Raw genomic sequence first — 25,422 nt, 5'->3', positions numbered from 1 at the left:
CCCGTGGCGCCGCGCGCCGTCAGGAAGGTAGTTTGGCGATCTCTCGCTTGAGGGCCTGGACGTCGGCCTCGTAGCGGGCGATGTTGTCCTTGAGCTCGGCCATGCGGTCGAGGTACTTCTGGTAGTTGCGCTCGTCACCGCGGCGCTCCTGGCCGGCAGCGAACTCGCGCTGCGCATTGGCCAGGCGTTCCTCGGCCTGGCGCAGTTCGTTCTGCAGCACGCGGCGGCGCTCATCGTCGCGCACCCGCTGCTGGCCGGCCTCGACGCGGCTTTCAGCACCGCGCGCCTCCGCGGACGGCGCCGATGCCGTGCCCGTGCGGGGCCGGGGTGACTGGACGACGGTGATGGGCGTGCCCTCGATGGTCCGGCAGCCCTTGTCGTGCGCTTCCTTGGCGGACAGCGCGTCGGTGTAGAGCACCGGCGGGCCGGGGCAGCGGTAGACCGTGCCCTGCGCCTGCGCGCCCAGGCTGGCCAGGACGAGCAACGGTGCCAGCAATCGATTCAGCATGGCTGGATTGTGAATCAGACGCGGACATGAAAAAGGGGCCGCAGCAGCGGCCCCCTTTGCTGGGGATGACCAAGGCAGCGGTGAGGCTGCCCACGATCATCACAGCGCGTAGTACATGTCGAACTCGACCGGGTGAGTGGCCATGCGGAAGCGGGTCACTTCCTGCATCTTCAGGTCGATGTAGGCGTCGATGTAGCTGTCGGTGAACACGCCGCCCTTGGTCAGGAAGGCGCGGTCCTTGTCGAGATATTCCAGCGCCTGGTCCAGGCTGTGGCAGACGGTCGGGATCTTCGCGTCTTCTTCCGGTGGCAGGTGGTACAGGTCCTTCGTGGCGGCTTCGCCCGGATGGATCTTGTTTTCCACGCCGTCCAGGCCCGCCATCAGCAGAGCGGCGAAGCACAGGTAGGGGTTGGCGGACGGATCCGGGAAGCGCGCTTCGACGCGGCGGCCCTTGGGGTTGGCCACGTAGGGGATGCGGATCGAGGCCGAGCGGTTCTTGGCCGAGTAGGCCAGCTTCACCGGGGCTTCAAAGCCGGGCACCAGGCGCTTGTAGCTGTTGGTGCCAGGGTTCGTGATGGCGTTCAGCGCGCGAGCGTGCTTGATGATTCCGCCGATGTAGTACAGCGCGAAGTCGGAGAGGCCTGCATAGCCGTCGCCAGCAAACAGGTTCTTGCCGTCCTTCCAGACGGACTGGTGAACGTGCATGCCAGAGCCGTTGTCGCCAACCAGGGGCTTGGGCATGAAGGTCGCGGTCTTGCCATAGGCGTGAGCGACGTTGGCGACGATGTACTTCTGCAGCTGCGTCCAGTCAGCGCGCTCGACCAGCGAGCTGAAGCGCGTGCCGATTTCCATCTGACCCGCGTTCGCCACTTCGTGGTGGTGAACTTCGACGGGGATGCCGCACTGCTCGAGGATCAGGCACATCTCCGAGCGCATGTCCTGGCCGCTGTCGACCGGGGGCACGGGGAAATAGCCGCCCTTGACGGTGGGGCGGTAGCCGCTGTTGCCGTGCTCGTATTCCTTGGAGGAATTCCAGGCGCCTTCTTCCGATTCGATCTTGAAGAACGAGCCGGACATGTCGTTGCCCCAGCGGACGCTGTCGAACACGAAGAATTCGGGTTCCGGGCCGAAGAAGGCGGTGTCGCCCAGACCGGAAGACTTGAGATAAGCCTCGGCGCGCTTGGCCAGCGAACGCGGGTCGCGCTCATAGGCCTTGCCATCGGTCGGGTCGATGACGTCGCAGGTCAGGATCAGCGTCGGCTCTTCGAAGAAGGGGTCGATGTTGGCGGTGTTGGGATCGGGCATGAGGAGCATGTCCGAAGCCTCGATGCCCTTCCAGCCGGCGATCGACGAGCCGTCGAAGGCGTGGCCCGACGTGAACTTGTCTTCATCGAAATGGGACACCGGCACGGTGACGTGCTGTTCCTTGCCACGGGTATCAGTGAAGCGGAAGTCGACGAACTTGACTTCGTTTTCCTTCACAAGGGTCATCACATCGGCGACGGTCTTGGCCATCAATTGCTCCTACGGGATCGAGGGGGTTGGTTGCCGCCGCGAGCGCTCAATGCGCCCGCAGCCACGGGGGAAAGCAAAGCAGTTTGCATGCCAATTGCACCGACATGGGTTGTCGCTTGGCAGCTCTCAACATTATCGTTCTGGGCACAGCGATAGCGGCGAGGCTATCGCACCAGTTCCGTGCTGATTGATGCACCAAACTGGATCACGCCCCGTTTCAGGGCGCCATAGGCCGGATCAAGCTGATCCGCCTCGCCTTTGACGCCGAGTTCGATGCAGCGGCCCCATTGCGGGTGATCCACGCTCGGCAGGCTGAAAACCTTGATGCCGGTGAACTCGGCCTCGACCGCTTCCATCAGCGGCGTGAGGCTGGCCTCCATCGCGCCCTGCACGATCAGTGAGCGTTCGATGACGCCGAGCTTGCGGTGCAGTTGCGGGAAGCGGTCCAGCACCCAGGCCATCATCGGGTGGGCCATCACCGGGAAGCCGGGCACGAAATGCACGTTGCCGACGAAGAAGCCCGGGATCTTGTTGAAGGGGTTGGGGATGACGCCCGCGCCTTCGGGGAAGACGCCCATCTCGAAGCGGCGCAGCGTGTCAGGCTCGTCGGCGGCCACGGTTTTGCCCTGCTCGGCGGCCGTCTGCTGGATGCGCTGCCAGATCAGCTCGCGCGCCTCGGGGTGCAGGGCCAGCGGCCGGCCCAGGGCGGCGGCGGCGGACTGGCGCGTGTGGTCGTCCGGCGTGGCGCCGATGCCGCCACAGCTGACGATGAGGTCGCCGCTGGCAAAGGCTTCGCCCAGCCTGGCGGTCAGCAGTTCGCGGTCGTCGCCGAGGTACTGGGTCCAGGCGAGCTCCATGCCGCGCTCGGACAGCAGTTCGATGAACTTGGCCAGATGCGAGTCCCGGCGCTTGCCGGACAGGATCTCGTCGCCAATGATGATCAGGCCCACCTTCATTTCAAGCTCCGGTCAGGACTTCCGAGATGACGACCGGCTCGGCCGCGCGCCGCGCCTGCAATGCCGCAAGCGCGTAGTGCGTGAACCACGCCGTCGAGAAGGCAAAGACCAGCGTGTAGAGCCAGATGGCGAGCAGCACGAGGAACGGTGCAAAGATGACCGCCATCGCGCTGAAGGCCCAGATCAGCGACGGCGCCGCGCCCAGGTAGCCGCAGATGATGCCCATGGCCAGCATGGGCGTGCGGTGCTCCTTCAGCAGCGCACGGCGCTCATCGGCCGAGGCGTGTTCGGCCAGCACGTCGAAACCGAAGACGCGGTAGGTCAGCCAGCCCCAGATCAGCGGCGGCAGCACCATCACCAGCGGCGGGATCAGCCACAGCGGCATCGACAGCAGGATGAGCACGAGGGCAAGCAACGTGGCGCCCAGCGAGGCCAGCACGCTCTGCGCCAGCGTGCCGCCGCGCTTCTTCTCCAGCAGCGGGAAGCGCCGCTCGGCCACGAGGCGCACGATGGCCGGCGTCATGCACAGCGCCACCAGCAGCAAGCTGAGCAGGATGACCACCGGCAGCACGCCGGCCAGCACGACGATGGCTGCGAGCGCGCTGCGGAAGGCCTGCAGGCCGAAGGAGTCCAGCCAGTGCAGCAGGCTTTCGATCAGCATCCAGCTCTCCAGCGTGGCGCGCACGCTGGCGATGGCCCCCTCCCAGAAGAAGAACATGAAGCTGAACACCAGCACGCCGCAGATGAGCAGCGGCAGCAACGACAGGCCGATGACGCGCGGGTGCAGGCAGTAGGCGACGGCGCGCCAGAAGGAGTCGGCGAGACCTTGCATCAAATGGGCTTTCGGTAGGACGTGGCGAGGCGCACCAGCCCCAGCCACTGCTGGCGCCAGAAGCCCTCGCCGTAGTCGCGGCCGCCCTCGTCGGGCAGCTGGTCGCGCACGCCGGTGGGGTCGAAGCGGTTGTCGAAGTTGTGGGTGCGGAACAGCAGGTCCCAGACCGGCAGCAGCACGCCGAAGTTGTGGCCGCCCAGCGTGCCGCGGCCGGCGGATTCGTGGCCGATGCCGATGCTGTGATGCAGGCGATGAAAGCGCGGGCTGACAGCCAACCGCTCGCCGAAGCGGCCGAAGCTGATGCGTGCATTCGCATGCTGCAGACTCTCGTGCAACTGGGTGATGACGGTGATCGCGACGAACTGCCCCGGCTCGACGCCGATGAATCGTGCCAGCAGCGCAAAGGCGGTGCCCATGATCACGTCGTCCAGCAGATGGCTGCGGTTGTCGCTCCACATCGTCATCTGGCGCTGGCTGTGGTGCAGGCTGTGCAGGGCCCACCACCAGTTGAACTGGTGCTGGGCGCGGTGCAGCCAGTAGCCGACGAAGTCGAAGACGACCAGGTAGAGCAGCAGGCTGACCCAGGCGATGTCGGTCACGCCGGGCCACAGGCCATCGAGCTGCCAGGTCGACAGGCCGGCCAGGCGCAGCCCGCTGGACATGCTGTCCCATATCGGGTCGATGGCGAAGAACATCGCCAGGCGCACGAGGCCCAGGCGGTGGATCAGCGTGTAGAAAACGTCGACATGCACGGCCGCGTGGTCGGTCACCGGCTCGACGGGCCAGCGCCGCTCCAGCACACGGATGCCGATCAGAATGAAGACGATCTGCATCAGGCCCAGCAGCAGCCAGCCGGTCGCGTCGAACGCGTCTTCCAGCAGGTTGCCAAAGCCAAGCCCGAACACCAGCGGCTGCACGGCGCTCTCGTACAGCGCGAGCTGCACGCTGTCGAAGGTGTTGGAGATCCAGTCGATCACGGCTTCTTGAACAACGACGAATAGCGCGGATGATCGCGCAGCGGCGCGAAGCACATCCCGCGCTGCTCCAGGCCGGTCATCAGCGGCTCCAGCACGGCCGGCGCCCAGGGGTCCTGGCGTTCCCAGATGCCGAGATGGGCGATGAGGATGTCGCCGGCCTTGATGTCGCGCAGCGCCTTCTCCAGCAACTGCGCGTTCGGGTGGGGGCCGCTGGGCAGCTCGTCGCCCAGAAAGCCGGCGCGGGCCCAGCCCACATGGCTGAAGCCGCAGGCCTTGGCCGTGCTCAGCAGCGCGGCAGAAGTGCGACCGGCCGGCGCCCGGAAGATGGGCGCGAGCGGCTGGCCCGTCATCGCCATGAAGCGGTCCCCCACCTTCTTCAAACTGGCGCAGTACTGCTCGGTCGACAGCTCGCGCACGACGGGCGGGTTCACGCCGGCCTGGGTGCGGAACCTGAAGCGCGTGACCTTGCCCTCGGCATCGGGCAGGTCCTGCAGGAAGACGTCGTGGTCCCAGGTGTGGGCGCCGAAGTCATGCCCCTCGGCTGCGCGCTCGCGCCACCACGGCGCCCAGGTCTCGTCCAAGGTCGTGCCGCCGGTCTGCGTAGGCTCGCTGGCCAGGAAGAAGGTCGCCTTGGCGTTGTGCTTTTTCAGCGTCTGCGCGATCAGCGGCGCGACGCCCATGTGGCCGGTGTCGAAGGTCAGGTAGACCGGCTTGTCGCAAGCCGCCGAAACATGCGCACAGGCCGCCGCCGTGGAGACGACGAGCGCGAGGAGCCGGGCTTTCATAGACGGGGTTGGTGATCCAGCGTCCAGATGCCGTGCGGCGACTTGCCGACCTTGACCTGGCGCACGACCTTGCGCGTGACCGTGTCGATCTGCGTCAGCTTGCCGGCCCAGCGCGACGTGACGAGCAGCGTCTTGCCGTCAGTCAGCAGTTCCATGTCGTCCGGTCCGGCCGGTGCGGGGAACTGGTCGACGACGGTCAGCGTGGCCAGATCGATCTTGCTGATGGTGTTGGCGGCGCGGTTGGACACCAGCACATGGCGCTTGTCGCCCCAGGCGCGGAAGGAGTGGGCACCGTTGCCGGTCAGGATGCGCTTGGCCAGCTTGGGGCTTGCACCGCTGACGTCCCAGACCTCGACGAACTTGTCGCCCGTCAGGCCGATCAGCACGAAGCGGTCGTCGGGCGACAGATAGATGTCGGCCGGCATCTTGCCCACAGCTGTCTTCCACTTCACGGCCTGGGTGGCGAGGTCGATCGCCAGCAGCTCATCGCTGTCCTGCAGGCTGACGTAAAGCGTCGTGCTCCTGCTGTCGATGTTCAGGTGGCTGGGCGTCTTGGGCGCAGGGATGCGCTTGACAAGCTGCAGCGGCTCGGTTGCGACGCTGCCCTGCCAGCGATAGAGGTCGACGCGGTCGAGGCGGTTGGAGGCGGTGACGAGCCACTTCATGTCCGGCGAGAAGCGCAGGTGGTAGGGGTCGGAAATGCCGCGCACCACGCGCTGCACTTCGGCTGTCCGCGGGTCGACAAAGGTCAGCGAATCGCCCAGCGCGTTGGCAACGATGAGGGACTTCTCGTCGGGCGACAGGTAGAGATGATGCGGTTCCTTGCCCGTCGGGATGCGCTTGATGACCGTGAAGCTGACGGGGTCGACGACGGCGATGTCGGCGTCGAGGGAATTCAGAACGAATACGGGGGGCCGCGCCGGTTGGGCACTGGCCAGACCAGCCGACATCAACAGGGCCATGAAGCCGCTACGAAACATTCCGAGTCCTCAAAAAGCAGAAAGGGCGGCAGCCGCCGCCCTCACCCCGCCAGTTTACCGGGGCGACTCAGTCGTCGCTGCCGCCGAGGATGCCGCCCAGGATGCCGGCGCCGGCAAAACCACCGAGAACCGAGCCCTCTTCACGGCCACCGCCGCCGGTCTGCGGCGCCGCTGCGAAGATGCGCGACGCCAGGCGCGAGAACGGCAGGCTCTGCAGCCAGATCTCGCCCGGGCCGGTCAGCTTGGCCAGGAACAGGCCTTCACCGCCGAACAGCGCCGTCTTGATCTTGCCGACGTACTGGATCTCGAAGTTGACGTTGGGCGTGTAGGCCACCACGCAGCCGGTGTCCACCAGCAGCGTCTGGCCGTGGGCCAGCGTGCGGCGCACGACGGTACCGCCGGCATGCACGAAGGCCAGGCCATCGCCTTCGAGCTTCTGCATGATGAAGCCCTCGCCGCCGAAGAAGCCAGTCGACAGCTTCTGCTGGATGGCGATGCCCAGCGACACGCCGCGGGCGGCGCACAGGAAGGCATCCTTCTGGCAGATGAGCGTGCCGCCCAACTGGCGCAGATCCATCGGCAGGATCTTGCCCGGGTAGGGCGCCGCGAAGGCCACGCGCTGCTTGCCCGCGCCGTTGTTGGTGTAGACCGTCGTGAACAGCGACTCACCCGTGACCAGGCGCTTGCCAGCGCCCAGCAGCTTGCCAAAGAAGCCGCCGCCCTGGTTGGCCGAGCCGTCGCCGAACACGGTGTCCATCGCGATGCCGGCGTCCATGAACATCATTGAACCGGCCTCGCCAATCGCCGCCTCACCGGGGTCGAGTTCGACCTCGACGAACTGCATCTCGGCACCCTTGATTTCGAAATCCACTACATCCATCGCCATGCCCATCTCCTGCTGATCACACTTGGCTGAAAACGGCCGGCATCATAGCCAGGACGCGCAACGGACGCTTCTAATTCTCTATTGACAGAAATTTCAGCCAGCGTACGCTCTGCGCCATGGAACTCACCGACATCAGCCGCCGATTCATCGTCCACTGGGGCGAAATGGGCTCCAACTGGGGCGTCAACCGCAGCGTCGCCCAGATCCATGCGCTGCTTTATGTGCACGGCCAGCCCCTGCATGCCGAAGACCTCGCCGACACGCTGGCCCTCGCCCGCTCCAACGTCAGCAACAGCCTGAAGGAGTTGCTGAACTGGCGGCTCATCCGCGTCACCCACCTGCTGGGCGACCGCCGCGACTACTACGAGACTTCCGGCGACGTCTGGGAGCTGTTCCGCACCATCGTGCGCGAGCGGAAGGAGCGCGAGTTCGACCCCACCGTGGCGCTGCTGCACGAGCTGTCGCGTGACCCGGCGCTAGACAAAGAATCGCCCGCCATGCAGGACCGCCTGCGCAGCACGCTGGACTTCATGCAGACCCTGGGCAGCTGGAGCGACGAGATGCTGCGGCTCTCGCCCGCCACGCTGGAAAAGATCCTCAAGTTGGGCGCGCAGGTGCAGCGCTTCGTCCGCCCGGCCGACGCCGCCGACGCACCCAGCGTCTTTCCCGTCACCCCGCCGATCCCGCCCATGGGATGAAGCTGGCGCAACAAGGCTCCACGCCCTTTTTTTGTCCACTAATTTCTCTTCATACAGAAATAACAGCCATGACAACCAACAACAACATCCATACCGTCTACTACGACGGCGCCTGCCCGCTGTGCAGCGGCGAGATGGCGCTGCTGATGGCGCGTAACAGCGCCGGGCGCCTCGCCTTCGTCGACATTGCCGCGCCCGGCTTCGACCCGGCACCGCTGGGCGCCAGCCTGGACGCGATGCTGAAGCTGATGCACGTCCGCCGGCCCGACGGCGGCTGGCTCATCGGCATCCCGGCCTTCGTCGTCATCTACGAGGCCACGGGCTTCGACGGCGTCGCCCGCTGGCTGCGCCGGCCCTGGTTCGCCCGCCTGGCCGCGCGGGCCTACCCCTGGCTGGTGCGCCACCGCTATCAGCTGCCGCACACGCTCATCCGGACGGCCTTCCGCGTGCAGGAGCGCGCCTGCCCGGCCGATGGCGCCTGCCGCATCAATTGAATTCAACCCAAGGAGAGAACCATGTCTGAACTGAATTTCGCCCTCACCCTGTTCATCGCCATCGCCGGCCCCATCCTCGCGATCAGCTATCTCCGGCCCATCCTCGTGCCGGTGCTGAACGCCTTGTGCGTGGAGCCCATGCCGGGCGCCGTCGGCGCGCAGTTCTGGGTGCGCAGTGCCTACGTGCTCGCAGTTGCCGGCACGTTGGTGCTGGCGCTGTTGTTCGGCGACTTCAAGGGCGAACCGCTGGCCGCCGTGCATCGCGCCCTGCTGCTGGCAGCGGGCGGCTGCTTCATCAGCATCGCCGTCATCACGCGCCGCGTCTGGGCGCCCGTGCAGGCGCGGCTGGCCAAGCCCGCAGTGGCAGCGCCGCGCGGCCCCATCGCTGCGGCAGCAGCCTCCGACAGGTGGGTCTGAGCCATGAAGATCCTCGTCATCGGCGCTGGCGGCTTCATCGGCAGCCATCTGTGTCGCGCGCTCACCGAGGCGGGTCATGAGGCAGTTCGGGCCGGCTTGGTTCCCGTCACCGATTGGGGCCAGCCCGAAGCCTGGCGGCCGCTGCTGGCCGGCGTGCATGGCGTTGTCTACGCCGCCGGCTGCCTGCGCGACCAGGCCGGTGGCGTGGCCGACCTGCTCGACCTGCTGCACCACCGCGCACCCGTCGCGCTGGCCGATGCCTGCGAGGCGGCGGGCATCACACGCTTCGTGCACGTGTCGGCGCTGTGCGGCGGCGTCAGCGCCTATGCGCGCAGCAAGCACGCCGGCGAGGTGGCGCTGGCGGGCCGCGCCTGCATCGTGCGGCCCAGCCTCGTCGTCGGCCTGGGCGGCGTCAGCAGTCGCATGCTGGACCTGCTCGCCCGCCTGCCCTGGCTGCCGCTGCCGGCCGAGGTGGCGCGCTGCCGCGTGCAACCCATCCGCGTCGAAGACCTGGCCGGCGGTATCGTTGCGGCGCTGGTCTCGCCACAGCCACCGGCCTCATGGACGGCCGTCGGCCCCGAGGTCGCAACCGTGGCCGAGTGGATCTCCCGCCGCCGCGCCGCGCGTGGCAGTGGCGCGGCCCGCCACATCGAACTGCCGCAGGCACTGACACGCGCATCGGCTCGGCTGGGCGACCTCGTCCCATTCGGCCCCTGGTGCAGCACCGCGCTGGAACTGCTGGCTCACGACAGCGCCGAGCCGCAAGCCCAGTCACCGCTGGACCGGCCACTGCGCGATGCGATGGAAGGGGCCTGGGCATGAGGCCTGTGAACATCGCCCGCGCATCGCTCGTGCTGCTCTGGTGGGGCACGGTCGCAGCCAGCCTGCACGACGGCGGCGCGGCCGGCATCGCGCTGTTGCAGCAGGCCACCGGAATCTCCGCTGGCGCGGCGTTGGCCCTGGTGCTGCTCGGCTGCGCGTGGGACGCGGCCATCGGCCTGCTGCTCCTGCTCCGCCCCGGCGCCCTCACCTACCGGCTCGCAGCAGTCGGCGTTATCGGCATGACGCTGCTGGCGACGGCCCTCGTGCCCGCGCTGTGGCTGGATCCCTTCGGCGCGCTGCTGAAGAACCTGCCGGTGCTGGCCCTGCTCGCCCTGATGACAGAGAAGGACGCTCGCGCATGAACAGCTATCTGCTCATCAAGTGGCTGCACGTCGTCTCCAGCGTCGTCCTCGTCGGCACCGGCTTCGGCTCGGCCTTCTACCTGTTCTTCGCCAACCGCAGCGCCAGCCTTGAAGCCCGCGCCGTCGTCGCCCGACTCGTCGTGCGTGCCGACCTGTGGTTCACGACACCCGCAGTGATCGTGCAGCCAATCACCGGCATCTGGCTCGCGCACACCGCCGGCTGGTCGCTGGCCACGCCGTGGCTGCTGGCATCGGTGCTGCTCTACGCGCTGGCCGGCGCCTGCTGGCTGCCGGTGCTGTGGCTGCAGTTGAAGATGGCACGTGAAGTCGAAGCGGCGTTGGCAAAGGGCCGGCCGCTGTCAGTGCAATACCGGCGTTGGCAACGCGCCTGGGAATGGCTGGGCTACCCCGCCTTCGCTGCCATGCTGGCGGTGTTCTTCCTGATGGTGAACAAGCCGGCACTATGGGCCGTACCCTAGCCGCAGGCCCCGTTGGCGCGCCGCAACGACGCAGGCCCTTGCCGCTTGCGCACTCGCGTCGACACCCCCATCATTCGCGCCCTTGCTGAAGGCGCCCACGACAGCGCCCGCAAAACGGAGATCCCTCTTATGTCCTCCCTGTTCATCTCGACGATCGACTGAACACGGTTCCCGAGCCCCGGCTGGACCGTGTCTGTTCACAGATACGGCTTCAGACCGCGCTGGCTTAGCAAAGCCCCGCTGCCCTTGAGCCGGGGCTTTTGCTTTTCGGAACCGAAATGAGTGCACAACTCCGTTCCCGTGCCTTGCAAGAAGGCCGGGTCAAGGCCCTGCGCCGCATGAAACAGCCAATGACGCTGGTGCTCGAAACGAGCCCCGGTGCGCGCGACCCCGTGGCGCGCGCATTGGCCCAGCGTGGCTTGCGCGGCGCAGGCCAACACATCCAAAGCCGCGGCGCCCAGCGCCGTGCCGACCGCGTGGCGCTGCAGGCGCTGCTGCGAAGAAAGGATTGGGATGAGTGATTCCCAGAATGAATTGCGCTTGCAGCTGGCGCAAAGAAACCAGCAGCTGCAGGGCGTCGCCGCCCAGCTCAAGACCGAGCTGTTCGGCATCGACGCCATCATCGACCGCGTCATCGACTCGGTGCGCGCCTGGTACGTGCTGCCCGGCCTCGTCTCGCGGCCCGTCATCGTCTGCCTGTGGGGCCTGACCGGCACCGGCAAGACCCAGCTCGTGCGCCGCCTGGCGCAACTGCTGGGCTTCTACGACCGCTTTGTGGAAGTGCAGATGGACGGCTTCTCCAACGGGGCGAGCTGGCGCGGCGCGCAGAGCATCTCGGGCATGCTGGCGCAGTCAGGCGTGCGCGAGGGCGAGCCCGGCATCCTCGCGCTGGACGAGTTCCAGCGCTTTCGCACCATCGACGCCAAGCGCAACGAGGTGCGCGTCGAGCGCTACCAGGACGTCTGGGCCCTGCTCTCCGACGGCCGCCTGCCACCCGCACTCTCGCTGCTGGGCGACATCGAGTCGTCCATCGCCGAGGCCGCCTTCGACGCCGAGCGTGCCGAGGCCGACGACGCCCGGCTGCGCTTCAAGCTGAGCAGCTGGGACGCGAAGGAACTGCGGCGCACCCTCAAGCTCGACGTGCCGCTGCTGGAGATCATGGCCTGGACGCCCGAGCAGATCCAGGAGCGCCTGCACGCCTTCCGCGAGAGCGGCCAGCAGCAGTGGGACACCGACTACAGCCGGTTGCTCGTCTTCGTCTGCGGCAATCTCGACGAGATGTACGAGGATCTCGCCACCAGCGTGGACGACTGCGACAGCGACGCGGACACCTTCCACGCGCTGACGGGCAAACTGAGCGTCATCGACGTCAAGCAGGCACTCAACAAGCGCTTCAAGCCCGAGCAGGTGGCGCGCCTGGGCAACGAGCATGTGGTGTATCCGTCGCTGTCGCGCCGCGCCTACGAGCAGCTGATCGAGCAAGGCTGCACCCGCTATGCCCGCGAGACGGCGGACCGCTGTGGCCTGCGCTTCGAGCTGGCTACCACCGTGCGCGAGCAGATCTACGCCAACGCCGTCTTCCCCGCCCAGGGCACCCGGCCGCTGTTCTCGTCGCTGCACGCCATCCTGGGCGCCGGCCTGGCCAAGGCCGCGCTGTGGGCGCTCGAACACGGCGCTGACGCCGGCGAAGTCGTGGGCCTCACGGCCGACGGCCGCAGCCTGATCGCGCATTGGCGCGGCCAATCTCAGCCAATCGCCGCACCCTTCGAGATCAGCCGCCTGCGCCAGCGCAACAACGCCGACTTCCGCGCCCTGCTGGCCGTGCACGAGGCCGGCCACGGCCTGGTCCATGCGCTGCTCTTCGGCCGTGCGCCACAGGAGATCAAGATCCACGTCGCCAGCTTTGAGGGTGGCTACAACGCCTACACCTCGCGCAAGGTCTGGTCGCGCCACAACCTGCTGGACAGCATCTGCACCAGCCTTGCCGGCCGCGCCGCGGAGCTACTGGTCTTCGGGCCCGAGCTGTGCTCCAGCGGCGCGGAGAGCGACCTGCGCAAGGCCACCGAAACGGCGGCCCGCATGCTGCGCCACCTCGGCCACGGCGAGCGCATCGGCCGCATCGACGTGTCTGCCGACAGTGAGGACAACGTCTGCACCGACGTGGAAGCCACCAACGCTCCCCTCGAGGCGCTGCTGCAGGCCGAGCACGCGCGCGCAACGGGGCTGATCGAAACGCATCGCGGCGCGCTGCTGGCGCTGGTGGACGAGCTGATGACTCAGGGGCAGGTCACGCCGGCACGCTTTGCAGTCTTGGTGGGGCTGCCGCTGGCGAGGCCCGAGGACGCGCTGGACCCGTATGCGCAGAGCCTGGCGAACTTCCGCCTGGCGGACATTGCGGGGCGGGAACGGCTGAGTGCGTAGCCGGCGAGCCGACGGGAGTCAGGCCTCCGCCGTCCTGAACCTCGCCGCTGCATCCCGCAGCTGCCCCGCCCTGTCCTCCAGCAAGGACGCCGACGCCGCGGTCTCCTCCACCAGCGCCGCGTTCTGCTGTGTTGTCGTGTCGACCTCGCGGATGGCGACAGCGAGCTGGCGGATCTGGTCGGCCTGTGAGGTGGACTGGCTGGTGATGTCGCCGACGATGGCCGCCACGCGCTGGATGGCCTGCACGATCTCACCCATGGAGCCACCGGCCTGGGTGACGTAGGCCTCGCCCTGATGGACAGTCTCGATGGAGGTGTTGATCAGCGTCTTGATCTCCTTGGCTGCTTCGGCAGACCGTTGGGCCAGCGAGCGCACTTCGCTCGCAACGACCGCGAAACCGCGCCCCTGCTCGCCTGCGCGCGCCGCCTCCACAGCAGCGTTGAGCGCCAGGATGTTGGTCTGGAAGGCGATGGAGTCGATGACCTGGATGATGTCGCCGATCTTCCGCGAGCTGGCGGTGATCGCCCCCATCGAATCCACGGCGCGCCGCACGATCTCGCCGCCGCGGCCGGCCAGCCCGGCGGCGCCCTGCACCAGATCATGGGCCTCGCGCGCGCTGCTCATGTTGTGGTCCACCGTCTGCTCCAGCATGCCGGTGCTGGCGCTGGTCTGCTCGACGACGGAGGCCATGGCGTTGCCGCGCGATGACAGGTCGCGGTTGGCGCCCGAGATCTGCGTGGCGGACGTCGAAATGTGCTCGGCCCCGGCACGCACCTCGTGCACCAGGCCGCTCAGGCGGTGGACGGCGTTGCGCAGCGCGTTGGTGGCGAGAACCACCTCGTCGCGCCCGTCCAAGCCGTCGGTATCGCTGAGGTCGCCGGCACCGAGCGCCTCAATGCGCCGACCAAGGTCCACGCAGGTGCTCAGCGAGGCCATGTAGTAACTGATCAACGCGTAGGTGGCGATGGCGACGAAGACGATGGCCAGCGTCATGGCCATCCACAGGCCTCGAGTCAGGCGCTCGACACGCACGGTGACCAGCTCGGCCAGGCGCGCTTCGGCGGCGCGCTGCAGCTTGTCGGTCGCGGCGATCTGCTCGGTGCCGATCGCGAACCAGGCGGCCGGCTCGACCTTGGGCGCCTCGCCCAATACGAAGCTCTGGCCGAACTTCTCGCGAAAGTCCTTGCGGATGCGGTCGGGAAGCTGAAGATCCAGACCCTTGACGGCGTCCGGGTTGGCGGCGGCCACGCGCGTCAGCGCGCCGGTCAGGCGGGTCAGGTATTCCTCGGTCAACGTGTCGGCCTGGTGCAGGCGCTGCTGGACGCCATAGGGCGGGGTGCCCATCTGCGCTGCCGCCGCGCCCAGCGCGCGCATGCGGCCGATGGCGTCCTGCAGGCGCGGCAGCGCATCAGTGACGGTGAGCATCAGGTAGTAGGTGTCGGCATCCGGATCCAGCGCCAGGTTCGACTCGGAGGACGCCTGCTCGATGAGGGCCAGCGCCGTGTCGGTCAGCGCATAGCCGGCGGCAGTGACGGTTTCGGGTTCGGCCGCGCCCAGGGTCACCAGCGCCTTGGCCTTGTCGCGCGTGGCGGCCAGGCCGGGAGCCAGCTCCAGCGGGTCCTGCTCGGCAGCAATGAGCTGCTCCACGGCCTTGGCCTGGGCATTGAACTTGAGCAGCGCCTCGTCGCGCTTGGCCTCGCCGCCAGGCGATTTGGCGCTCAGGCCTATGGACGTGCCGCGCAGCACCATGGCCGCATTCAGCAGGCTGCTGGCCTGGCGCAGCTGGACGATGCCGACCAGTTCCTTGGCTGAAAAGTCGCGAGCGTCCGAGCGGTCACCCGCCAACGACACCAGCAGATAGACCAGCGGAATGGCAAAGCACAGGCAGACGATGAAGAACTTGTGCGCCATCGGCAGGCGGCGCATCAGCCTCACGGCGGGCAGGAAGACAAAGTTCATCTGACTCATTCCCAACCGCGGGTAGCGGCATCAGCGGCCCAATGTAGTCAGCTCCGGCGGCCGTTTGAATGGGGCATCTGCGCGGTGCGGCGTCCGTTTCTGCGCCAAGCGTGCATTTGTAGCCAGGCGCTGGGCAGCAAAAAGCCGGCTGCTTGCGCAGCCGGCTTGGCGGTGGCTTCACCCCGATGGGTGCGTCAGCCCATGTGCATGCCGCCGTTGCAGGAGAAGTCCGCGCCGGTCGAGAAGCCCGAATCCTCGCTGGCCAGCCAGACGACGATGGAGCCGATCTCCTCGGGCTTGCCCAGGCGCTTGACGGGGATGGTCGCGACGATCTTTTCCAGGATCTCGGGCTTGATGGCCTTGACCATATCGGTGCCGATATAGCCCGGGCTGACGGTGTTGACCGTCACGCCCTTGGATGCCAGCTCCTGGGCCAGCGCCATCGTGAAACCGTGCATGCCGGCTTTGGCGGCCGAGTAGTTGGTCTGGCCGGCCTGGCCCTTCTCGCCATTGACGGAGCTGATCTGGATGATGCGGCCCCAGCCCTTTTCGACCATGCCCGGCACGACCTGCTTGGTCACGTTGAACATGGAGTTGAGGTTGGTGTCGATGACGGCCTTCCAGTCCTCGGGGCTCATCTTCAGGAACATGCGGTCACGCGTGATGCCGGCGTTATTGACCAGCACATCGATGGCGCCATGCTCGGCGATGGACTTCTGGAAGGCTTCGACCGTCGACTCCCAGTCGGCCACATTGCCGACCGAGGCGTAGAACGTGTAGCCCTGGGCCTTCTGCTCGTCCAGCCACTTCTGCGCGTCGCGGCTGGGGCCACAACCGGCGATGACCTTGAAGCCGGCCTTGGCGAGCTTCTGGCAGATGGCGGTCCCGATGCCACCCATGCCGCCCGTGACGTAGGCAACTTTCTGGCTCATGGTTTGTCTCCTTCAGTGGTGATTTGAAAAATGGAATGAAACGAGGCGTGCAGCAACCGTAGCGAGCCGGCCCAGGGTGGGTCGAGCAGCGCAGCCGTACACCCGTACGGCGAGCAGCACAGGCCCGCCATGGGTTGGCGCAGTAGGTTGATGCATGCTTCGTTCAACGTTCGACGGTCAGGGCGACGCCCATGCCGCCGCCGATGCACAGCGAGGCGATGCCCTTCTTGGCGTCGCGCTTGACCATCTCGTGCAGCAGCGTGACGAGCACGCGGCAGCCGCTGGCGCCGATGGGGTGGCCCAGCGCGATGGCGCCGCCGTTGACGTTGACCTTGCTCGTGTCCCAGCCCATCTCGTTGTGCACGGCGCAGGCCTGGGCCGCAAAGGCCTCGTTGATCTCCAGCAGGTCCAGGTCGGCCGCCTTCCAGCCGGCGCGCTCCAGCGCGCGCTTGGCGGCAGGCACGGGGCCCATGCCCATGTAGGCAGGGTCCAGGCCGGCGGAGGCATACGACGCGATGCGCGCCAGCGGCGTGAGGCCCAGCGACGCGGCCTTGGCGGCCGTCATGACGACGACGCCGGCGGCGCCATCGTTCAGGCCCGAGGCATTGCCGGCGGTGACGCTGCCCGCCTTGTCGAAGGCGGGGCGCAGGCCGGCCAGGGCCTCAGCGGTGGATTTGCGGTTGATGAATTCATCGGCCGAGAAAACGACGGGGTCGCCCTTTTTTTGCGCAATGCTGAACGGGACGATCTCGTCCTTGAAGCGGCCGGCGTCCTGCGCGGCGGCGGCCTTCTGCTGCGAGCCGAAGGCCAGCGCGTCCTGCTGCTCGCGGGTGATGCCGTACTTCTTGGCGATGTTCTCGGCGGTGATGCCCATGTGGTACTGGTTGTACACGTCCCACAGGCCGTCGACGATCATCGTGTCGACCAGCTTCCAGTCGCCCATGCGCTGGCCGTCGCGCGAGTTGGGCAGCACGTGGGCGCTCAGGCTCATGCTTTCCTGGCCACCGGCGATGACGATGTCGCTGTCGCCGTCACGGATGGCCTGGGCGGCCAGCATCACGGCCTTCAGGCCCGAGCCGCAGACCTTGTTGATCGTGAACGCCGGCACCCCGTTCGGCAGGCCGGACTTGATGACCGCCTGGCGCGCGGGGTTCTGACCTACACCGGCCGTCAGCACCTGGCCGAGGATGACCTCGTTGATCTGGTCAGCCGCCAGGCCGCTGCGGCGCAGCAGGTCCTGGATGACGGCGGCGCCCAGCTCGCTGGCGGGTGTCTTGGCGAGCGTGCCGCCGAACTTGCCGATGGCGGTGCGCGCGGCGGCGACGATGAGGATGTCTTGTTGGCTCATGGTGTGTCTCCTAAAAAAACGATCAAGCCTTGACCTTGACGTAGCGGCCCGGGGCGGGCTCGATGGCTTTGAACTTGCGGTTGCCGGGCGTCTTGGGCGCCGGCTTGGCCTCCCCGGCATGCGAGGCCAGCCAGGCGGACCAGTCCGGCCACCAGCTGCCCGGATGCTCGGTGGCGCCCTTGAACCACGCGTCGGATTCAGCCGGCAAGGTAGCACCAGTTCGACCTTCGGCAATCCAATGGCTGCGTTTGGGTGGTTTGCCCGGCTTGGGCGGCGGGTTGATGACGCCGGCGATATGACCGGAGGCGCCCAGCACGAAGCGCTTCTTGCCCTTGAGCAGCTGGGTGCTGCGGTAGGCGCTCGTCCAGGGCACGATGTGGTCCTCGCGCGAGCCGTAGATGTAGACCGGCGCGTCGATGGCAGCAAAGTCCACCTTCTCTCCGCAGACGGTCAGCTTGCCCGGCTCCTTCAACTCGTTCTGCAGATAGGTATGGCGCAGATACCAGCAGTACATGGGCCCGGGCAGGTTGGTGGAGTCGCCGTTCCAGTACAGCAGGTCGAAGGCCGGCGGTGCCTCGCCCTTGAGGTAGTTGCCGACGACGTAGTTCCACACCAGGTCGTTGGGGCGCAGGAAGCTGAAGGTGGTGGCCAGCTCCTGGCCGTGCAGCAGCTGCGGGCCCTTGGGCGACTGGGCACTCAGCGTGGTCTCGCGCAGGCGCACCGAGGCCTCGTCGACAAAGATGTCCAGGATGCCGTTGTCGGCGAAGTCCAGCAGCGTGGTCAGCAGCGTGACGCTGGCGGCAGGCTGTTCGCCGCGCGCGGCCAGCACGGCCAGCGCGGTGGCGAGGATCGTGCCGCCGACGCAGAAGCCCAGCGTGTTGATCTGCTTCTGGCCGGAGATTTCCTGCGCGACGCGGATGGCCTGGATGGCGCCCGTCTCGACGTAGTCGTCCCAGCCCAGATGCTTGATGGACTCGTCCGGGTTGCGCCAGCTGACGACGAAGACGCGGTTGCCCTCGGCGACCGCATAACGGATCAGTGAGTTGTCAGGCTGCAGGTCGAGGATGTAGAACTTGTTGATGCAGGGCGGCACCATCAGCAGCGGCCGCGCCTTGACCTGCGGCGTCAGCGGCACGTACTCGATGAGCTGGAAGAGCTCGTTCTCGAACACGACGTTGCCGGCCGTCGTGGCCACGTTCTTGCCGACCTCGAAGGCGCTCTCGTCCGTCTGGGACACATGGCCGCGCTGCACGTCGCCCCACAGCTGCTGCAGGCCGCGCGCCAGCGTCTCACCCTTGCTGTCCAGGGCCAGCTTCTGCGCCTCGGGGTTGAGCGCCAGGAAATTGCTGGGCGAAGCAGCCTCGACGAACTGCTGCACCGCAAAACGGATGCGCGCCTTGGTCTTGTCGTCGCCCTCGATGGCCGCAGCCATCTGCTGAAGCGTGCGACCGTTGAGCAGGTAGAGCTGGGTCACGAAATTGGCGACCGGGCTGGCCCGCCACTCCGGCGCCGCGAAGCGCCGGTCGCTGATGGCGGGCGCTTCACCCTGGCCCAGCGACGCATTCCACAAGGCCGAAGCCTGCTTCAGGTACTCGGCCTGCAGGTCGGCCAGCGTGGTGGGAGAGATCTGGGGCAGATGCGTCATCTGCTGCATCAGGTCGGCAAAGGGCGGCTGCCCCTCGGTCGCGGGCGACGCATCGTTGCTCTTGCGGGTGGCCATGAATCTCCTAGGAACTCTGTCGCTTCAGCGGTCTCGCCGGTCCATTGCAATAAGCTTGCCACATCCTGCCGACCGGAAGTTTTAAACCCGGGCGTTGACGCGCCTATGACACACCCCGCAACACGCCGACCAGCCGATCATGCCCCTGTACCTCGTCGCCATCGCCTGGGCCTATGTTGCATTGATGATGGCAGCCGCGGAAGCGATCAGCCCGCAGGGCACGATCTTCGGCGCCCTCGTCACGCTGCTGCTCTACGGTGTTCTGCCGCTGGGCCTGCTGCTCTACATCCTCGGCACGCCGGGCCGCAGGCGGCGCAGGCGCGCTGCCGAGGCTTCAGCGCAGGCTGATGCAGGCGGCCATGCGCCCGCGGGGCCGGCCGAGGGGCTCCCCCCGAAACGAGAAGAAGCGTGAATCATCGGTCAGCGTGCACCAGCCGCCGCCGCTGATTTGGGTGACATTGACCGACGTCAAGCGTTCGCGAGCCAGCAAGGGCAGATTGGCCCGCCAGCGCGGCTCTGGGTTGGGGCGGTAGAGAAAGCCGGGCTGGTCGCGCGCTACGGGTTCGCGGCCAAAGGCGGTGACCACCTCGGGGCCGACCTCGAAGGCCTCGGGGCCGATGCAGGCGCCCAGCCAGGCCTTCACGTCGCGCGGCTCACAGCCGGCGGCGCTGCACAACTCGGCGACGGTGTTCTCCAGCACACCGGCCGCCAGGCCACGCCAGCCCGCATGCGCGCCCGCCACGCCGCCGGGCGCCGAGAAGAGCACGGGCAGGCAGTCGGCCACGAGGATGGCGACGGCCAGTTCCGGGTCGGTGGACACGGCGGCATCGGCCGTGGGCGCGTTGTCGTCATCCCAGTCGGCGCGCAGGCGGGCAACGTCGGTGCCATGCACCTGACGCACAAAGATCGGCCGCGCGCCCAGCAGTTCGGCGAGCCCGGCGCGGTTGGCCTTCACCTCCTCGGCGCTGCCTGCCGTGCGGCCGAAGTTGGGGCCGAGCGTGGTCATGAAGGCCGTGACGCCGGGCCAGTCGGGCCGCAGCCAGTGGGGGTCAAGCAGCATCGGGGCAGGCGTCCGGGTGGGTGCGGGCGAAGGCGGGAAGGGCCAGGCAGGCGGCGTTGACGCGCAACACCGTCGGGTAGGCCTCGAGCGGGCATTCGAAGCGCTGGGCGTTGTAGACCTGGGGCACGAGCAGGCAGTCCGCCAGCCCCGGCGTGTCGCCGAAGCTGAAAGTGCCGGCCGTCTTCGCCAGCCGCTGCTCGACGATGGCCAGGCCCGTCGCGATCCAGTGGCGGTACCAGGCGTCCACGTCCTCCTGCGAGTGGCCCAGGCCATGTTTCAGATGGCGCAGCACGCGCAGGTTGTTGATGGGGTGGATGTCGCAGGCGATGTCCTGGGCCAGCGCCCTCACCTGCGCGCGGCCGACCGCGTCGCGCGGCAGCAGCGGCGGCTCAGGGTGGGTCTCGTCCAGGTATTCGAGGATGGCCATGGACTGGCTCAGCCAGGTGCCGTCGTCCAGCACCAGGGCCGGCACGAGGTGCGAGACCTGCTGCGCCGCGAAGTCGCCGGCGAACTGCTCGTTCTTCGCCAGGTGAATGGACTCGTATCCGTAATCCATCCCCTTCAGCGCCAGGCCGATGCGCACGCGCCAGGAGGCCGAGGAACGGAAGTAGTTGTAGAGCTTCATGTCCGTCATTTTGCGACCTCTAAACTCGATGCCATGCCCTTCCCCAGCCGCTTCAAGCACTGCCCGAACTGCGGCACCGCCGTGGACTACCGCATCCCACCAGACGACAACCGCGAGCGTGCCGTCTGCCCGGCCTGTGGCGCCATCCACTACCAGAACCCGCTGAACGTCGTCGGCACGCTGCCGGTCTGGGAAGAAGATGGCCGCGTGCTGCTGTGCCGGCGCGCCATCGAGCCGCGCTACGGGCTGTGGACGCTGCCGGGCGGCTTCATGGAGCTGGGCGAAACCGCGGCTGAAGGCGCGCTGCGCGAGACCCACGAGGAAGCCGGTGCCGACGTGGAGATGGGCTCGCTCTACACCGTGCTCAACGTCGTGCGCGTGGGCCAGATCCACCTCTTCTACTACGCGCGGCTGCGCTCGCCGGACTTCAACCCCGGCCCCGAGTCGCTGGAGGCGCGGCTGTTTGCCGAAGCCGAAATTCCCTGGGACGAGATTGCCTTCAAGACTTCGCGCGAGACGCTGCGCTGCTTCTTCGAGGACCGCCGCGCGGGCCGTGAGCTGAGCCTGCATACCATCGACATCGCCTGAGCGGCGCCGTCGGCATCGACGGCTGAGGTTCGCACCGCCGACTCACGGCGCAGCCCTGTTTTCGTGACGCATTGGACAGCGCAGCCGTTTCGCTGCGGTTGACCCCGCACGCCCGATTGATCGGCGTCAAGCCCGGGGCACCAGGGCGCTTCTACGCTGACGTCGGCCAGCAAACATCAGGGAAGGGCCGCCACATGACCGCAATTTCACTGCTCGAACGAAGCGCCGTCACCGCCGCAGCACCGCCTCGCCAGGTTCTCAGCTCGCGGCTCGGCGGCGAGGAGTACGGCATCGACATCCTGGCTGTCCAGGAGATCCGCCGCTACGAATCGCCCACCCGAATCGCCAACGCAGCCAGCGACGTGCTGGGCATCATGAATCTGCGAGGCGTCATCGTGCCCATCGTGGACCTGCGTGAGCGCCTCGGCCTGCCGGTGGTCAACGGCACGGACACCGTCACCGTGGTCGTCAACCTCGGTGTGCGCACCGTGGGGCTGGTTGTGGACGGCGTCTCCGACGTCGTCTCGCTGACGCCCGCGCAGGTTCAGCCGCAGCCCCGCCTCGGCGGTCAGTGGGACGCGGAATTCATCGTCGGCATCGCCTCGCTGAACACCACCGCCGGGCAGCGCCTGCTGCTGCTGATCGACCTCGCCGCCCTGCTGCGCGATCTTTGAGACACGGACCTCCCGGAGCACAGACATGAACGCATTGAAGAACCTGCGCATCGGCGCCCGCCTGGCCATCGCCTTCGCCCTGGTGGCGATTCTGATGGCAGGCACGGCCGCCGGCACCCGCCTGGGTCTGGCGGATATCGGCAGCCGCATGGACGGCGCGCTGCACGATCGCTACGCCAAGCTCAAGATCGTCAACGACATCGCCGACCACGTGAACCTGCAGGCCCGCGTGGTGCGCAACCTGGTGATCTTCGACAGTGAGGACCAGCGCCGCCAGGAGATCGACGCGCTGCTGACATCGCGGCAGGGCATCGCCAAGGCCTACGACGACCTGCGCAGCCGCCTGAACACGACCCACGGCCGCGAGATGTTCGACAAGGTGCAGCAGGAGCGCGCCAGCTTCGTCGCCGAGCAGGACGAGCTCATCACGCTGGTGAAGACCGGCGACGCGGCGGGCGCGAAGGCCGTGCTCATCAACAAGCTGCGCCCCCGCCAGCTGGCCTACCAGAAAGGCCTGGAAGAGCTAACGACGTTCCAGGAGCAGCTCATGGAGACGGACGGCGCCAGCACCATCGACACCATCAGCAAGGTCACCGCGCTGACAACGGGTGGCGCGCTGGTGGGTATCGTCATCGCGATTGCGGCGGGCGTGATCGTCACCCGCTCGGTGACCCGTCCCCTCGATCGCGTCGTCGACGATCTCAGGACCATCGCCGGCGGCGACCTGACCGTGGATGTGCTGGTGGACCGCGGCGACGAAGTGGGCGAGCTGCAACGCGCGCTGTCCGGCACCGTGGATGCCCTGCGACAGCTGGTGGGCGAGGTGCGCTCGGGCATCGACTCGGTGACCACCGCGTCGGGCCAGATCGCAGCGGGCAACCAGGACCTGTCCAGCCGCACGGAGCAGCAGGCCTCCAGCCTGCAGGAAACCGCCAGCTCGATGGAACAGCTGACCGCCACGGTGAAACAAAGCGCCGACACGGCCCGCGCCGCCCGCGGCCTGGCCGCCAGCGCCAGCACGGCGGCCAGCCGGGGCGGCGACGTGGTGGCCCTGGTGGTGGGCACGATGGAAGACATCAGCCACAGCAGCCGCAAGATCGGCGAGATCATCGGCGTCATCGACAGCATCGCCTTCCAGACCAACATCCTCGCGCTCAATGCCGCCGTGGAGGCTGCGCGCGCCGGCGAACAGGGCCGGGGCTTCGCGGTCGTCGCCAGCGAGGTGCGGCTGCTGGCCCAGCGCAGCGCCGAAGCGGCCAAGGAAATCAAGACGCTGATCGGCGCCAGCGCCGACAAGGTCGAAGCGGGCAGCCGCCAGGTGGCCGAGGCGGGCCGGACCATGCAGGACATCGTGGCGGAGGTGTGCAAGGTCAATGACCTGATCGGCGAGATTGCCGGCACTGCGGGCGAACAGAGCCGCGGCATCGAACAGGTCAACATCGCCGTGACGCAGATGGACCAGGTCACCCAGCAGAACGCGGCGCTTGTGGAGGAAAGCGCGGCGGCGGCGTCCAGCCTTTCTCACCAGGCGCAGTCGCTGGCCGCTGCCGTCGCGGTCTTCCGGGTGGACGCCGCGAACCCCGCCGCGACCGCTGTCTCGCGCGTCGTGGCCAGAGCCGCGCGCGCAGCGAAGCCGGCGGCGGCGCCTGCGCTGGAATTGGCGTCCACCTGGCAATCGTTCTAGGCGCTCTGCCGGCCGGCGTTCACGTCGCGAGCCGACCGACCTGCGACGTCGATGAACACGGCGATCTCGCCTAACGCCCGCCCAGCACGCGGGCCGGCAGCATGACAACGGCACGTAGCAGGCAGAACACACCGTCGACGGCGATGCCCAGCAGTCGGAACGGCAGCGTGATCAACCACACCAGCGGCCACAGCAGCAGCGCCAGGATGGCCAGCGGCCAGCAGACGATGAACAGGATGCACCAGAGCAGAAAGCCGAGCATCTCAAAGCTCCTTTTTGAACGGACTGGCTGCACCTTAGCCTGCGCCGACACCCGGATCACGCCGCCTGTGACGAAGCGGCGATCGACCCGGATGAACCGTCAGACCCGCTGACGGCCGGCCACGTAGCAAGCGGCCAGGTTGCGCTCGTCCGCCAGCGTCATCCACGCGAAGACGCGCTCGTGCAGCTCGCGGGCGACAGCGTCGCGCGCCTCGGCAACCGGGCCCTTTGCCCAATCCCAGACGCAGATGTCCGCCGTCTGGCCGACCGACAGGCCGCCGATCTCGCCGCCCAGTTGCAGCGCCTCGGCCGCGCCGCGCGTGCTGGCGTGCAGCGCCGTCCATGCCGTCAGCCGCTCACCGCGCAGGGCCTGCACCTTGTAGGCGTCCAGCATGTTGCGCGGCAGGCTGAGCGTGGTGCCGCCACCCACGTCCGACGCCAGGCTGATGTTGAACGGCGCGCCCGGCCAGTCGAACAGACCGCTGCCCAAAAAGAGGTTGCTGGACGGGCAATGCGCCACCTGGGCGCCGCGCTCGGCGATCAGCGCCTTGTCGTGCGCATCCAGCCAGATGCCGTGAGCCAGCACCGCGCGCTCGTGCACGAGGCCGACGCGCTCGTAGACGTCCAAATAGCTGCGCGCGTCGGGGAAGAGCTGAGCCACCCAGGCGACCTCGGCGCGGTTCTCGGCCACATGGGTCTGCATGTAGAGGCTGGCGTCGGCGCGGCACAGCGCACCGGCCATGGCGAGCTGCCCGGGCGTGCTGGTGGGCGCAAAGCGCACGGTGACGGCGTAGGCCAGGCGGTCGCGGCCGTGGAAGCGCTGGATCAGATCGGTGCATTCCCGTTCCGCCTGCACCACATCGTCGCGCAGGCCGTCGGGGGCATGGCGGTCCATCAGCACCTTGCCGGTGATGAGGCGCATGCCACGCGCGGCGGCGCTGTCGAACAGCGCCTCGGCCGAGACCTTGTGCACGGTGGCGAAGACGACGGCCGAGGTCGTGCCGCTGGCCAGCAGCGCGTCCAGGAAGACCTCGGCCCCGGCGCGGCTGCGCGCCGGGTCGGCAAAGGCGCATTCGCTGGGGAAGGTGTAGCGCTCCAGCCAGTCCAGCAGCTCGGTGCCGTAGGAGCCGATGACCTCCAGCTGCGGGCAGTGGACATGCGTGTCGATGAAGCCCGGCAGCACGAGCTGGCCGGCATGGTCCTTGCGCGCCCAGCTGGCGTCCGGCTCGGCGGCCTGGCGCCCGACGATGCGGCCGTCTTCGATCAGCAGCCAGTGATCGCGGTCGAAACGCACCTCCGGGGTGTCGGTCTCGCCCCAGGCGGGTGCGGCGGTGAAGTCGAGCAGATCGCCCCGCAGCGCCCATCGCCGGGGACTGTCAGCGAATTTTTCCTGGTTAGTAAAACTCATATGGCAATTCTGGGGCAAGGTTCGACAATCG

General features: G+C 67.7%; 28 protein-coding genes. 12 read left to right on the top strand and 16 right to left on the bottom strand.

The window, feature by feature from the left end:
- Positions 1 to 19 precede the first annotated feature (19 nt).
- The 8 genes from AC0IZJ_RS11780 to AC0IZJ_RS11745 all read right to left on the bottom strand — a co-directional run bounded on the left by AC0IZJ_RS11780 (position 20) and on the right by AC0IZJ_RS11745 (position 7,439).
- A complete protein-coding gene (locus AC0IZJ_RS11780) occupies positions 20 to 508 on the bottom strand; it encodes a hypothetical protein (RefSeq protein ID WP_471849842.1) in 489 nt (162 codons plus the stop codon).
- A gap of 99 nt (positions 509 to 607) precedes the next feature.
- Positions 608 to 2,023 (bottom strand): type I glutamate--ammonia ligase, encoded by a 1,416-nt coding sequence (gene glnA, locus AC0IZJ_RS11775; protein WP_471849840.1) that lies wholly within the window; start codon positions 2,021 to 2,023, stop codon positions 608 to 610.
- A gap of 164 nt (positions 2,024 to 2,187) precedes the next feature.
- Positions 2,188 to 2,979, bottom strand: a complete 792-nt coding sequence (locus AC0IZJ_RS11770; RefSeq protein WP_471849838.1) for a competence/damage-inducible protein A — start codon at positions 2,977 to 2,979, stop codon at positions 2,188 to 2,190.
- Between the two features lies 1 nt (position 2,980).
- On the bottom strand, positions 2,981 to 3,811 hold the full coding sequence (locus AC0IZJ_RS11765) for an EI24 domain-containing protein (protein ID WP_471849836.1): 831 nt from the start codon (positions 3,809 to 3,811) through the stop codon (positions 2,981 to 2,983).
- On the bottom strand, positions 3,811 to 4,785 hold the full coding sequence (locus tag AC0IZJ_RS11760) for a sterol desaturase family protein (protein WP_471850017.1): 975 nt from the start codon (positions 4,783 to 4,785) through the stop codon (positions 3,811 to 3,813). The genes AC0IZJ_RS11765 and AC0IZJ_RS11760 overlap by 1 nt, the downstream gene beginning before the upstream one ends.
- A complete protein-coding gene (locus tag AC0IZJ_RS11755; RefSeq protein WP_471849834.1) occupies positions 4,785 to 5,573 on the bottom strand; it encodes a polysaccharide deacetylase family protein in 789 nt (262 codons plus the stop codon). Before AC0IZJ_RS11755 ends, AC0IZJ_RS11760 begins: the two co-directional genes overlap by 1 nt.
- Positions 5,570 to 6,553: a YVTN family beta-propeller repeat protein gene (locus AC0IZJ_RS11750; protein ID WP_471849832.1), complete on the bottom strand. Its 984-nt coding sequence runs from the start codon at positions 6,551 to 6,553 to the stop codon at positions 5,570 to 5,572. Before AC0IZJ_RS11750 ends, AC0IZJ_RS11755 begins: the two co-directional genes overlap by 4 nt.
- Before the next feature lie 67 nt (positions 6,554 to 6,620).
- On the bottom strand, positions 6,621 to 7,439 hold the full coding sequence (locus AC0IZJ_RS11745; protein WP_471849830.1) for a TIGR00266 family protein: 819 nt from the start codon (positions 7,437 to 7,439) through the stop codon (positions 6,621 to 6,623).
- A 116-nt stretch (positions 7,440 to 7,555) separates the two neighbouring features.
- Between AC0IZJ_RS11745 and AC0IZJ_RS11740 the strand changes: the two genes are divergently transcribed.
- The 8 genes from AC0IZJ_RS11740 to AC0IZJ_RS11705 all read left to right on the top strand — a co-directional run bounded on the left by AC0IZJ_RS11740 (position 7,556) and on the right by AC0IZJ_RS11705 (position 13,132).
- Positions 7,556 to 8,137 (top strand): GbsR/MarR family transcriptional regulator, encoded by a 582-nt coding sequence (locus AC0IZJ_RS11740; protein WP_471849828.1) that lies wholly within the window; start codon positions 7,556 to 7,558, stop codon positions 8,135 to 8,137.
- 68 nt (positions 8,138 to 8,205) lie between these two features.
- Positions 8,206 to 8,631, top strand: coding sequence for a thiol-disulfide oxidoreductase DCC family protein (locus AC0IZJ_RS11735; RefSeq protein WP_471849826.1), 426 nt, complete (start codon positions 8,206 to 8,208; stop codon positions 8,629 to 8,631).
- A 21-nt stretch (positions 8,632 to 8,652) separates the two neighbouring features.
- Positions 8,653 to 9,048, top strand: a complete 396-nt coding sequence (locus tag AC0IZJ_RS11730) for a hypothetical protein (RefSeq protein ID WP_471849824.1) — start codon at positions 8,653 to 8,655, stop codon at positions 9,046 to 9,048.
- A gap of 3 nt (positions 9,049 to 9,051) precedes the next feature.
- On the top strand, positions 9,052 to 9,870 hold the full coding sequence (locus AC0IZJ_RS11725) for an NAD-dependent epimerase/dehydratase family protein (protein WP_471849822.1): 819 nt from the start codon (positions 9,052 to 9,054) through the stop codon (positions 9,868 to 9,870).
- Positions 9,867 to 10,232, top strand: a complete 366-nt coding sequence (locus AC0IZJ_RS11720; RefSeq protein ID WP_471849820.1) for a DoxX-like family protein — start codon at positions 9,867 to 9,869, stop codon at positions 10,230 to 10,232. The genes AC0IZJ_RS11725 and AC0IZJ_RS11720 overlap by 4 nt, the downstream gene beginning before the upstream one ends.
- Positions 10,229 to 10,711 carry a DUF2269 family protein gene (locus tag AC0IZJ_RS11715; RefSeq protein WP_471849818.1) on the top strand — a complete coding sequence of 161 codons (483 nt, stop codon included), beginning with the start codon at positions 10,229 to 10,231 and terminating at the stop codon, positions 10,709 to 10,711. Before AC0IZJ_RS11720 ends, AC0IZJ_RS11715 begins: the two co-directional genes overlap by 4 nt.
- 338 nt (positions 10,712 to 11,049) lie before the next feature.
- On the top strand, positions 11,050 to 11,232 hold the full coding sequence (locus tag AC0IZJ_RS11710) for a hypothetical protein (protein WP_471849816.1): 183 nt from the start codon (positions 11,050 to 11,052) through the stop codon (positions 11,230 to 11,232).
- Entirely contained in the window at positions 11,225 to 13,132 is a 1,908-nt protein-coding gene (locus AC0IZJ_RS11705) for an AAA family ATPase (RefSeq protein WP_471849814.1), read from the top strand. Before AC0IZJ_RS11710 ends, AC0IZJ_RS11705 begins: the two co-directional genes overlap by 8 nt.
- A gap of 18 nt (positions 13,133 to 13,150) precedes the next feature.
- Here the strand turns inward: AC0IZJ_RS11705 and AC0IZJ_RS11700 are convergent, their stop codons facing one another.
- The 4 genes from AC0IZJ_RS11700 to phaC all read right to left on the bottom strand — a co-directional run bounded on the left by AC0IZJ_RS11700 (position 13,151) and on the right by phaC (position 19,091).
- The gene (locus AC0IZJ_RS11700) at positions 13,151 to 15,091 is read right to left on the bottom strand and encodes a methyl-accepting chemotaxis protein (protein WP_471849812.1); all 1,941 of its coding nucleotides are present in this window, start codon (positions 15,089 to 15,091) and stop codon (positions 13,151 to 13,153) included.
- 194 nt (positions 15,092 to 15,285) lie between these two features.
- Positions 15,286 to 16,023, bottom strand: coding sequence for an acetoacetyl-CoA reductase (phbB, locus tag AC0IZJ_RS11695; RefSeq protein ID WP_471849810.1), 738 nt, complete (start codon positions 16,021 to 16,023; stop codon positions 15,286 to 15,288).
- 163 nt (positions 16,024 to 16,186) lie between these two features.
- Positions 16,187 to 17,371, bottom strand: a complete 1,185-nt coding sequence (locus tag AC0IZJ_RS11690; RefSeq protein ID WP_471849808.1) for an acetyl-CoA C-acetyltransferase — start codon at positions 17,369 to 17,371, stop codon at positions 16,187 to 16,189.
- Positions 17,372 to 17,393: 22 nt separating this feature from the next.
- Entirely contained in the window at positions 17,394 to 19,091 is a 1,698-nt protein-coding gene (phaC, locus tag AC0IZJ_RS11685; RefSeq protein WP_471849806.1) for a class I poly(R)-hydroxyalkanoic acid synthase, read from the bottom strand.
- 139 nt (positions 19,092 to 19,230) lie between these two features.
- Here phaC and AC0IZJ_RS11680 point away from each other — a divergent pair, with 139 nt between their 5' ends.
- On the top strand, positions 19,231 to 19,503 hold the full coding sequence (locus AC0IZJ_RS11680; RefSeq protein WP_471849804.1) for a hypothetical protein: 273 nt from the start codon (positions 19,231 to 19,233) through the stop codon (positions 19,501 to 19,503).
- Here the strand turns inward: AC0IZJ_RS11680 and AC0IZJ_RS11675 are convergent.
- Both AC0IZJ_RS11675 and maiA read right to left on the bottom strand, forming a co-directional pair.
- Positions 19,426 to 20,151, bottom strand: coding sequence for a purine nucleoside phosphorylase YfiH/LACC1 family protein (locus tag AC0IZJ_RS11675; RefSeq protein ID WP_471849802.1), 726 nt, complete (start codon positions 20,149 to 20,151; stop codon positions 19,426 to 19,428). The genes AC0IZJ_RS11680 and AC0IZJ_RS11675 overlap by 78 nt on opposite strands.
- Positions 20,141 to 20,776: a maleylacetoacetate isomerase gene (gene maiA / locus AC0IZJ_RS11670; RefSeq protein WP_471850015.1), complete on the bottom strand. Its 636-nt coding sequence runs from the start codon at positions 20,774 to 20,776 to the stop codon at positions 20,141 to 20,143. Before maiA ends, AC0IZJ_RS11675 begins: the two co-directional genes overlap by 11 nt.
- Positions 20,777 to 20,809: 33 nt before the next feature.
- Here maiA and AC0IZJ_RS11665 point away from each other — a divergent pair, with 33 nt between their 5' ends.
- The 3 genes from AC0IZJ_RS11665 to AC0IZJ_RS11655 all read left to right on the top strand — a co-directional run bounded on the left by AC0IZJ_RS11665 (position 20,810) and on the right by AC0IZJ_RS11655 (position 23,722).
- Positions 20,810 to 21,364, top strand: a complete 555-nt coding sequence (locus AC0IZJ_RS11665; protein ID WP_471849800.1) for an NUDIX hydrolase — start codon at positions 20,810 to 20,812, stop codon at positions 21,362 to 21,364.
- Positions 21,365 to 21,558: 194 nt separating this feature from the next.
- Positions 21,559 to 22,038 carry a chemotaxis protein CheW gene (locus AC0IZJ_RS11660; protein WP_471849798.1) on the top strand — a complete coding sequence of 160 codons (480 nt, stop codon included), beginning with the start codon at positions 21,559 to 21,561 and terminating at the stop codon, positions 22,036 to 22,038.
- A 25-nt stretch (positions 22,039 to 22,063) separates the two neighbouring features.
- Entirely contained in the window at positions 22,064 to 23,722 is a 1,659-nt protein-coding gene (locus AC0IZJ_RS11655; protein ID WP_471849796.1) for a methyl-accepting chemotaxis protein, read from the top strand.
- Between the two features lie 70 nt (positions 23,723 to 23,792).
- On the opposite strand, the gene AC0IZJ_RS11650 is transcribed toward AC0IZJ_RS11655, so the two are convergent.
- Together AC0IZJ_RS11650 and guaD are read right to left on the bottom strand one after the other, a co-directional pair.
- Entirely contained in the window at positions 23,793 to 23,984 is a 192-nt protein-coding gene (locus AC0IZJ_RS11650) for a hypothetical protein (protein WP_471849794.1), read from the bottom strand.
- Positions 23,985 to 24,083: 99 nt separating this feature from the next.
- Positions 24,084 to 25,391 (bottom strand): guanine deaminase, encoded by a 1,308-nt coding sequence (guaD, locus tag AC0IZJ_RS11645; RefSeq protein ID WP_471849792.1) that lies wholly within the window; start codon positions 25,389 to 25,391, stop codon positions 24,084 to 24,086.
- Positions 25,392 to 25,422: the final 31 nt, after the last annotated feature.

Source organism: Roseateles sp. AC306 (assembly GCF_979253795.1).
The sequence above is the reverse complement of the archived record's forward strand: the minus strand, read 5'-3'. Positions and strand labels throughout refer to the sequence as shown.

What these genes read in the sequence shown, in the direction of transcription:
- AC0IZJ_RS11690 (WP_471849808.1), bottom strand. Translation starts at nt 17,371, where the DNA reads ATGAGCCAACAAGACATCCTCATCGTCGCCGCCGCGCGCACCGCCATC.
- AC0IZJ_RS11730 (WP_471849824.1), top strand. Translation starts at nt 8,653, where the DNA reads ATGTCTGAACTGAATTTCGCCCTCACCCTGTTCATCGCCATCGCCGGC.
- AC0IZJ_RS11750 (WP_471849832.1), bottom strand. Translation starts at nt 6,553, where the DNA reads ATGTTTCGTAGCGGCTTCATGGCCCTGTTGATGTCGGCTGGTCTGGCC.
- AC0IZJ_RS11735 (WP_471849826.1), top strand. Translation starts at nt 8,206, where the DNA reads ATGACAACCAACAACAACATCCATACCGTCTACTACGACGGCGCCTGC.
- phaC (WP_471849806.1), bottom strand. Translation starts at nt 19,091, where the DNA reads ATGGCCACCCGCAAGAGCAACGATGCGTCGCCCGCGACCGAGGGGCAG.
- AC0IZJ_RS11675 (WP_471849802.1), bottom strand. Translation starts at nt 20,151, where the DNA reads ATGCTGCTTGACCCCCACTGGCTGCGGCCCGACTGGCCCGGCGTCACG.
- maiA (WP_471850015.1), bottom strand. Translation starts at nt 20,776, where the DNA reads ATGAAGCTCTACAACTACTTCCGTTCCTCGGCCTCCTGGCGCGTGCGC.
- AC0IZJ_RS11755 (WP_471849834.1), bottom strand. Translation starts at nt 5,573, where the DNA reads ATGAAAGCCCGGCTCCTCGCGCTCGTCGTCTCCACGGCGGCGGCCTGT.
- AC0IZJ_RS11720 (WP_471849820.1), top strand. Translation starts at nt 9,867, where the DNA reads ATGAGGCCTGTGAACATCGCCCGCGCATCGCTCGTGCTGCTCTGGTGG.
- AC0IZJ_RS11710 (WP_471849816.1), top strand. Translation starts at nt 11,050, where the DNA reads ATGAAACAGCCAATGACGCTGGTGCTCGAAACGAGCCCCGGTGCGCGC.
- AC0IZJ_RS11770 (WP_471849838.1), bottom strand. Translation starts at nt 2,979, where the DNA reads ATGAAGGTGGGCCTGATCATCATTGGCGACGAGATCCTGTCCGGCAAG.
- AC0IZJ_RS11660 (WP_471849798.1), top strand. Translation starts at nt 21,559, where the DNA reads ATGACCGCAATTTCACTGCTCGAACGAAGCGCCGTCACCGCCGCAGCA.
- glnA (WP_471849840.1), bottom strand. Translation starts at nt 2,023, where the DNA reads ATGGCCAAGACCGTCGCCGATGTGATGACCCTTGTGAAGGAAAACGAA.
- AC0IZJ_RS11745 (WP_471849830.1), bottom strand. Translation starts at nt 7,439, where the DNA reads ATGGCGATGGATGTAGTGGATTTCGAAATCAAGGGTGCCGAGATGCAG.
- phbB (WP_471849810.1), bottom strand. Translation starts at nt 16,023, where the DNA reads ATGAGCCAGAAAGTTGCCTACGTCACGGGCGGCATGGGTGGCATCGGG.
- AC0IZJ_RS11740 (WP_471849828.1), top strand. Translation starts at nt 7,556, where the DNA reads ATGGAACTCACCGACATCAGCCGCCGATTCATCGTCCACTGGGGCGAA.
- AC0IZJ_RS11650 (WP_471849794.1), bottom strand. Translation starts at nt 23,984, where the DNA reads ATGCTCGGCTTTCTGCTCTGGTGCATCCTGTTCATCGTCTGCTGGCCG.
- AC0IZJ_RS11765 (WP_471849836.1), bottom strand. Translation starts at nt 3,811, where the DNA reads ATGCAAGGTCTCGCCGACTCCTTCTGGCGCGCCGTCGCCTACTGCCTG.
- AC0IZJ_RS11655 (WP_471849796.1), top strand. Translation starts at nt 22,064, where the DNA reads ATGAACGCATTGAAGAACCTGCGCATCGGCGCCCGCCTGGCCATCGCC.
- AC0IZJ_RS11700 (WP_471849812.1), bottom strand. Translation starts at nt 15,091, where the DNA reads ATGAACTTTGTCTTCCTGCCCGCCGTGAGGCTGATGCGCCGCCTGCCG.
- AC0IZJ_RS11725 (WP_471849822.1), top strand. Translation starts at nt 9,052, where the DNA reads ATGAAGATCCTCGTCATCGGCGCTGGCGGCTTCATCGGCAGCCATCTG.
- guaD (WP_471849792.1), bottom strand. Translation starts at nt 25,391, where the DNA reads ATGAGTTTTACTAACCAGGAAAAATTCGCTGACAGTCCCCGGCGATGG.
- AC0IZJ_RS11680 (WP_471849804.1), top strand. Translation starts at nt 19,231, where the DNA reads ATGCCCCTGTACCTCGTCGCCATCGCCTGGGCCTATGTTGCATTGATG.
- AC0IZJ_RS11665 (WP_471849800.1), top strand. Translation starts at nt 20,810, where the DNA reads ATGCCCTTCCCCAGCCGCTTCAAGCACTGCCCGAACTGCGGCACCGCC.
- AC0IZJ_RS11780 (WP_471849842.1), bottom strand. Translation starts at nt 508, where the DNA reads ATGCTGAATCGATTGCTGGCACCGTTGCTCGTCCTGGCCAGCCTGGGC.
- AC0IZJ_RS11715 (WP_471849818.1), top strand. Translation starts at nt 10,229, where the DNA reads ATGAACAGCTATCTGCTCATCAAGTGGCTGCACGTCGTCTCCAGCGTC.
- AC0IZJ_RS11705 (WP_471849814.1), top strand. Translation starts at nt 11,225, where the DNA reads ATGAGTGATTCCCAGAATGAATTGCGCTTGCAGCTGGCGCAAAGAAAC.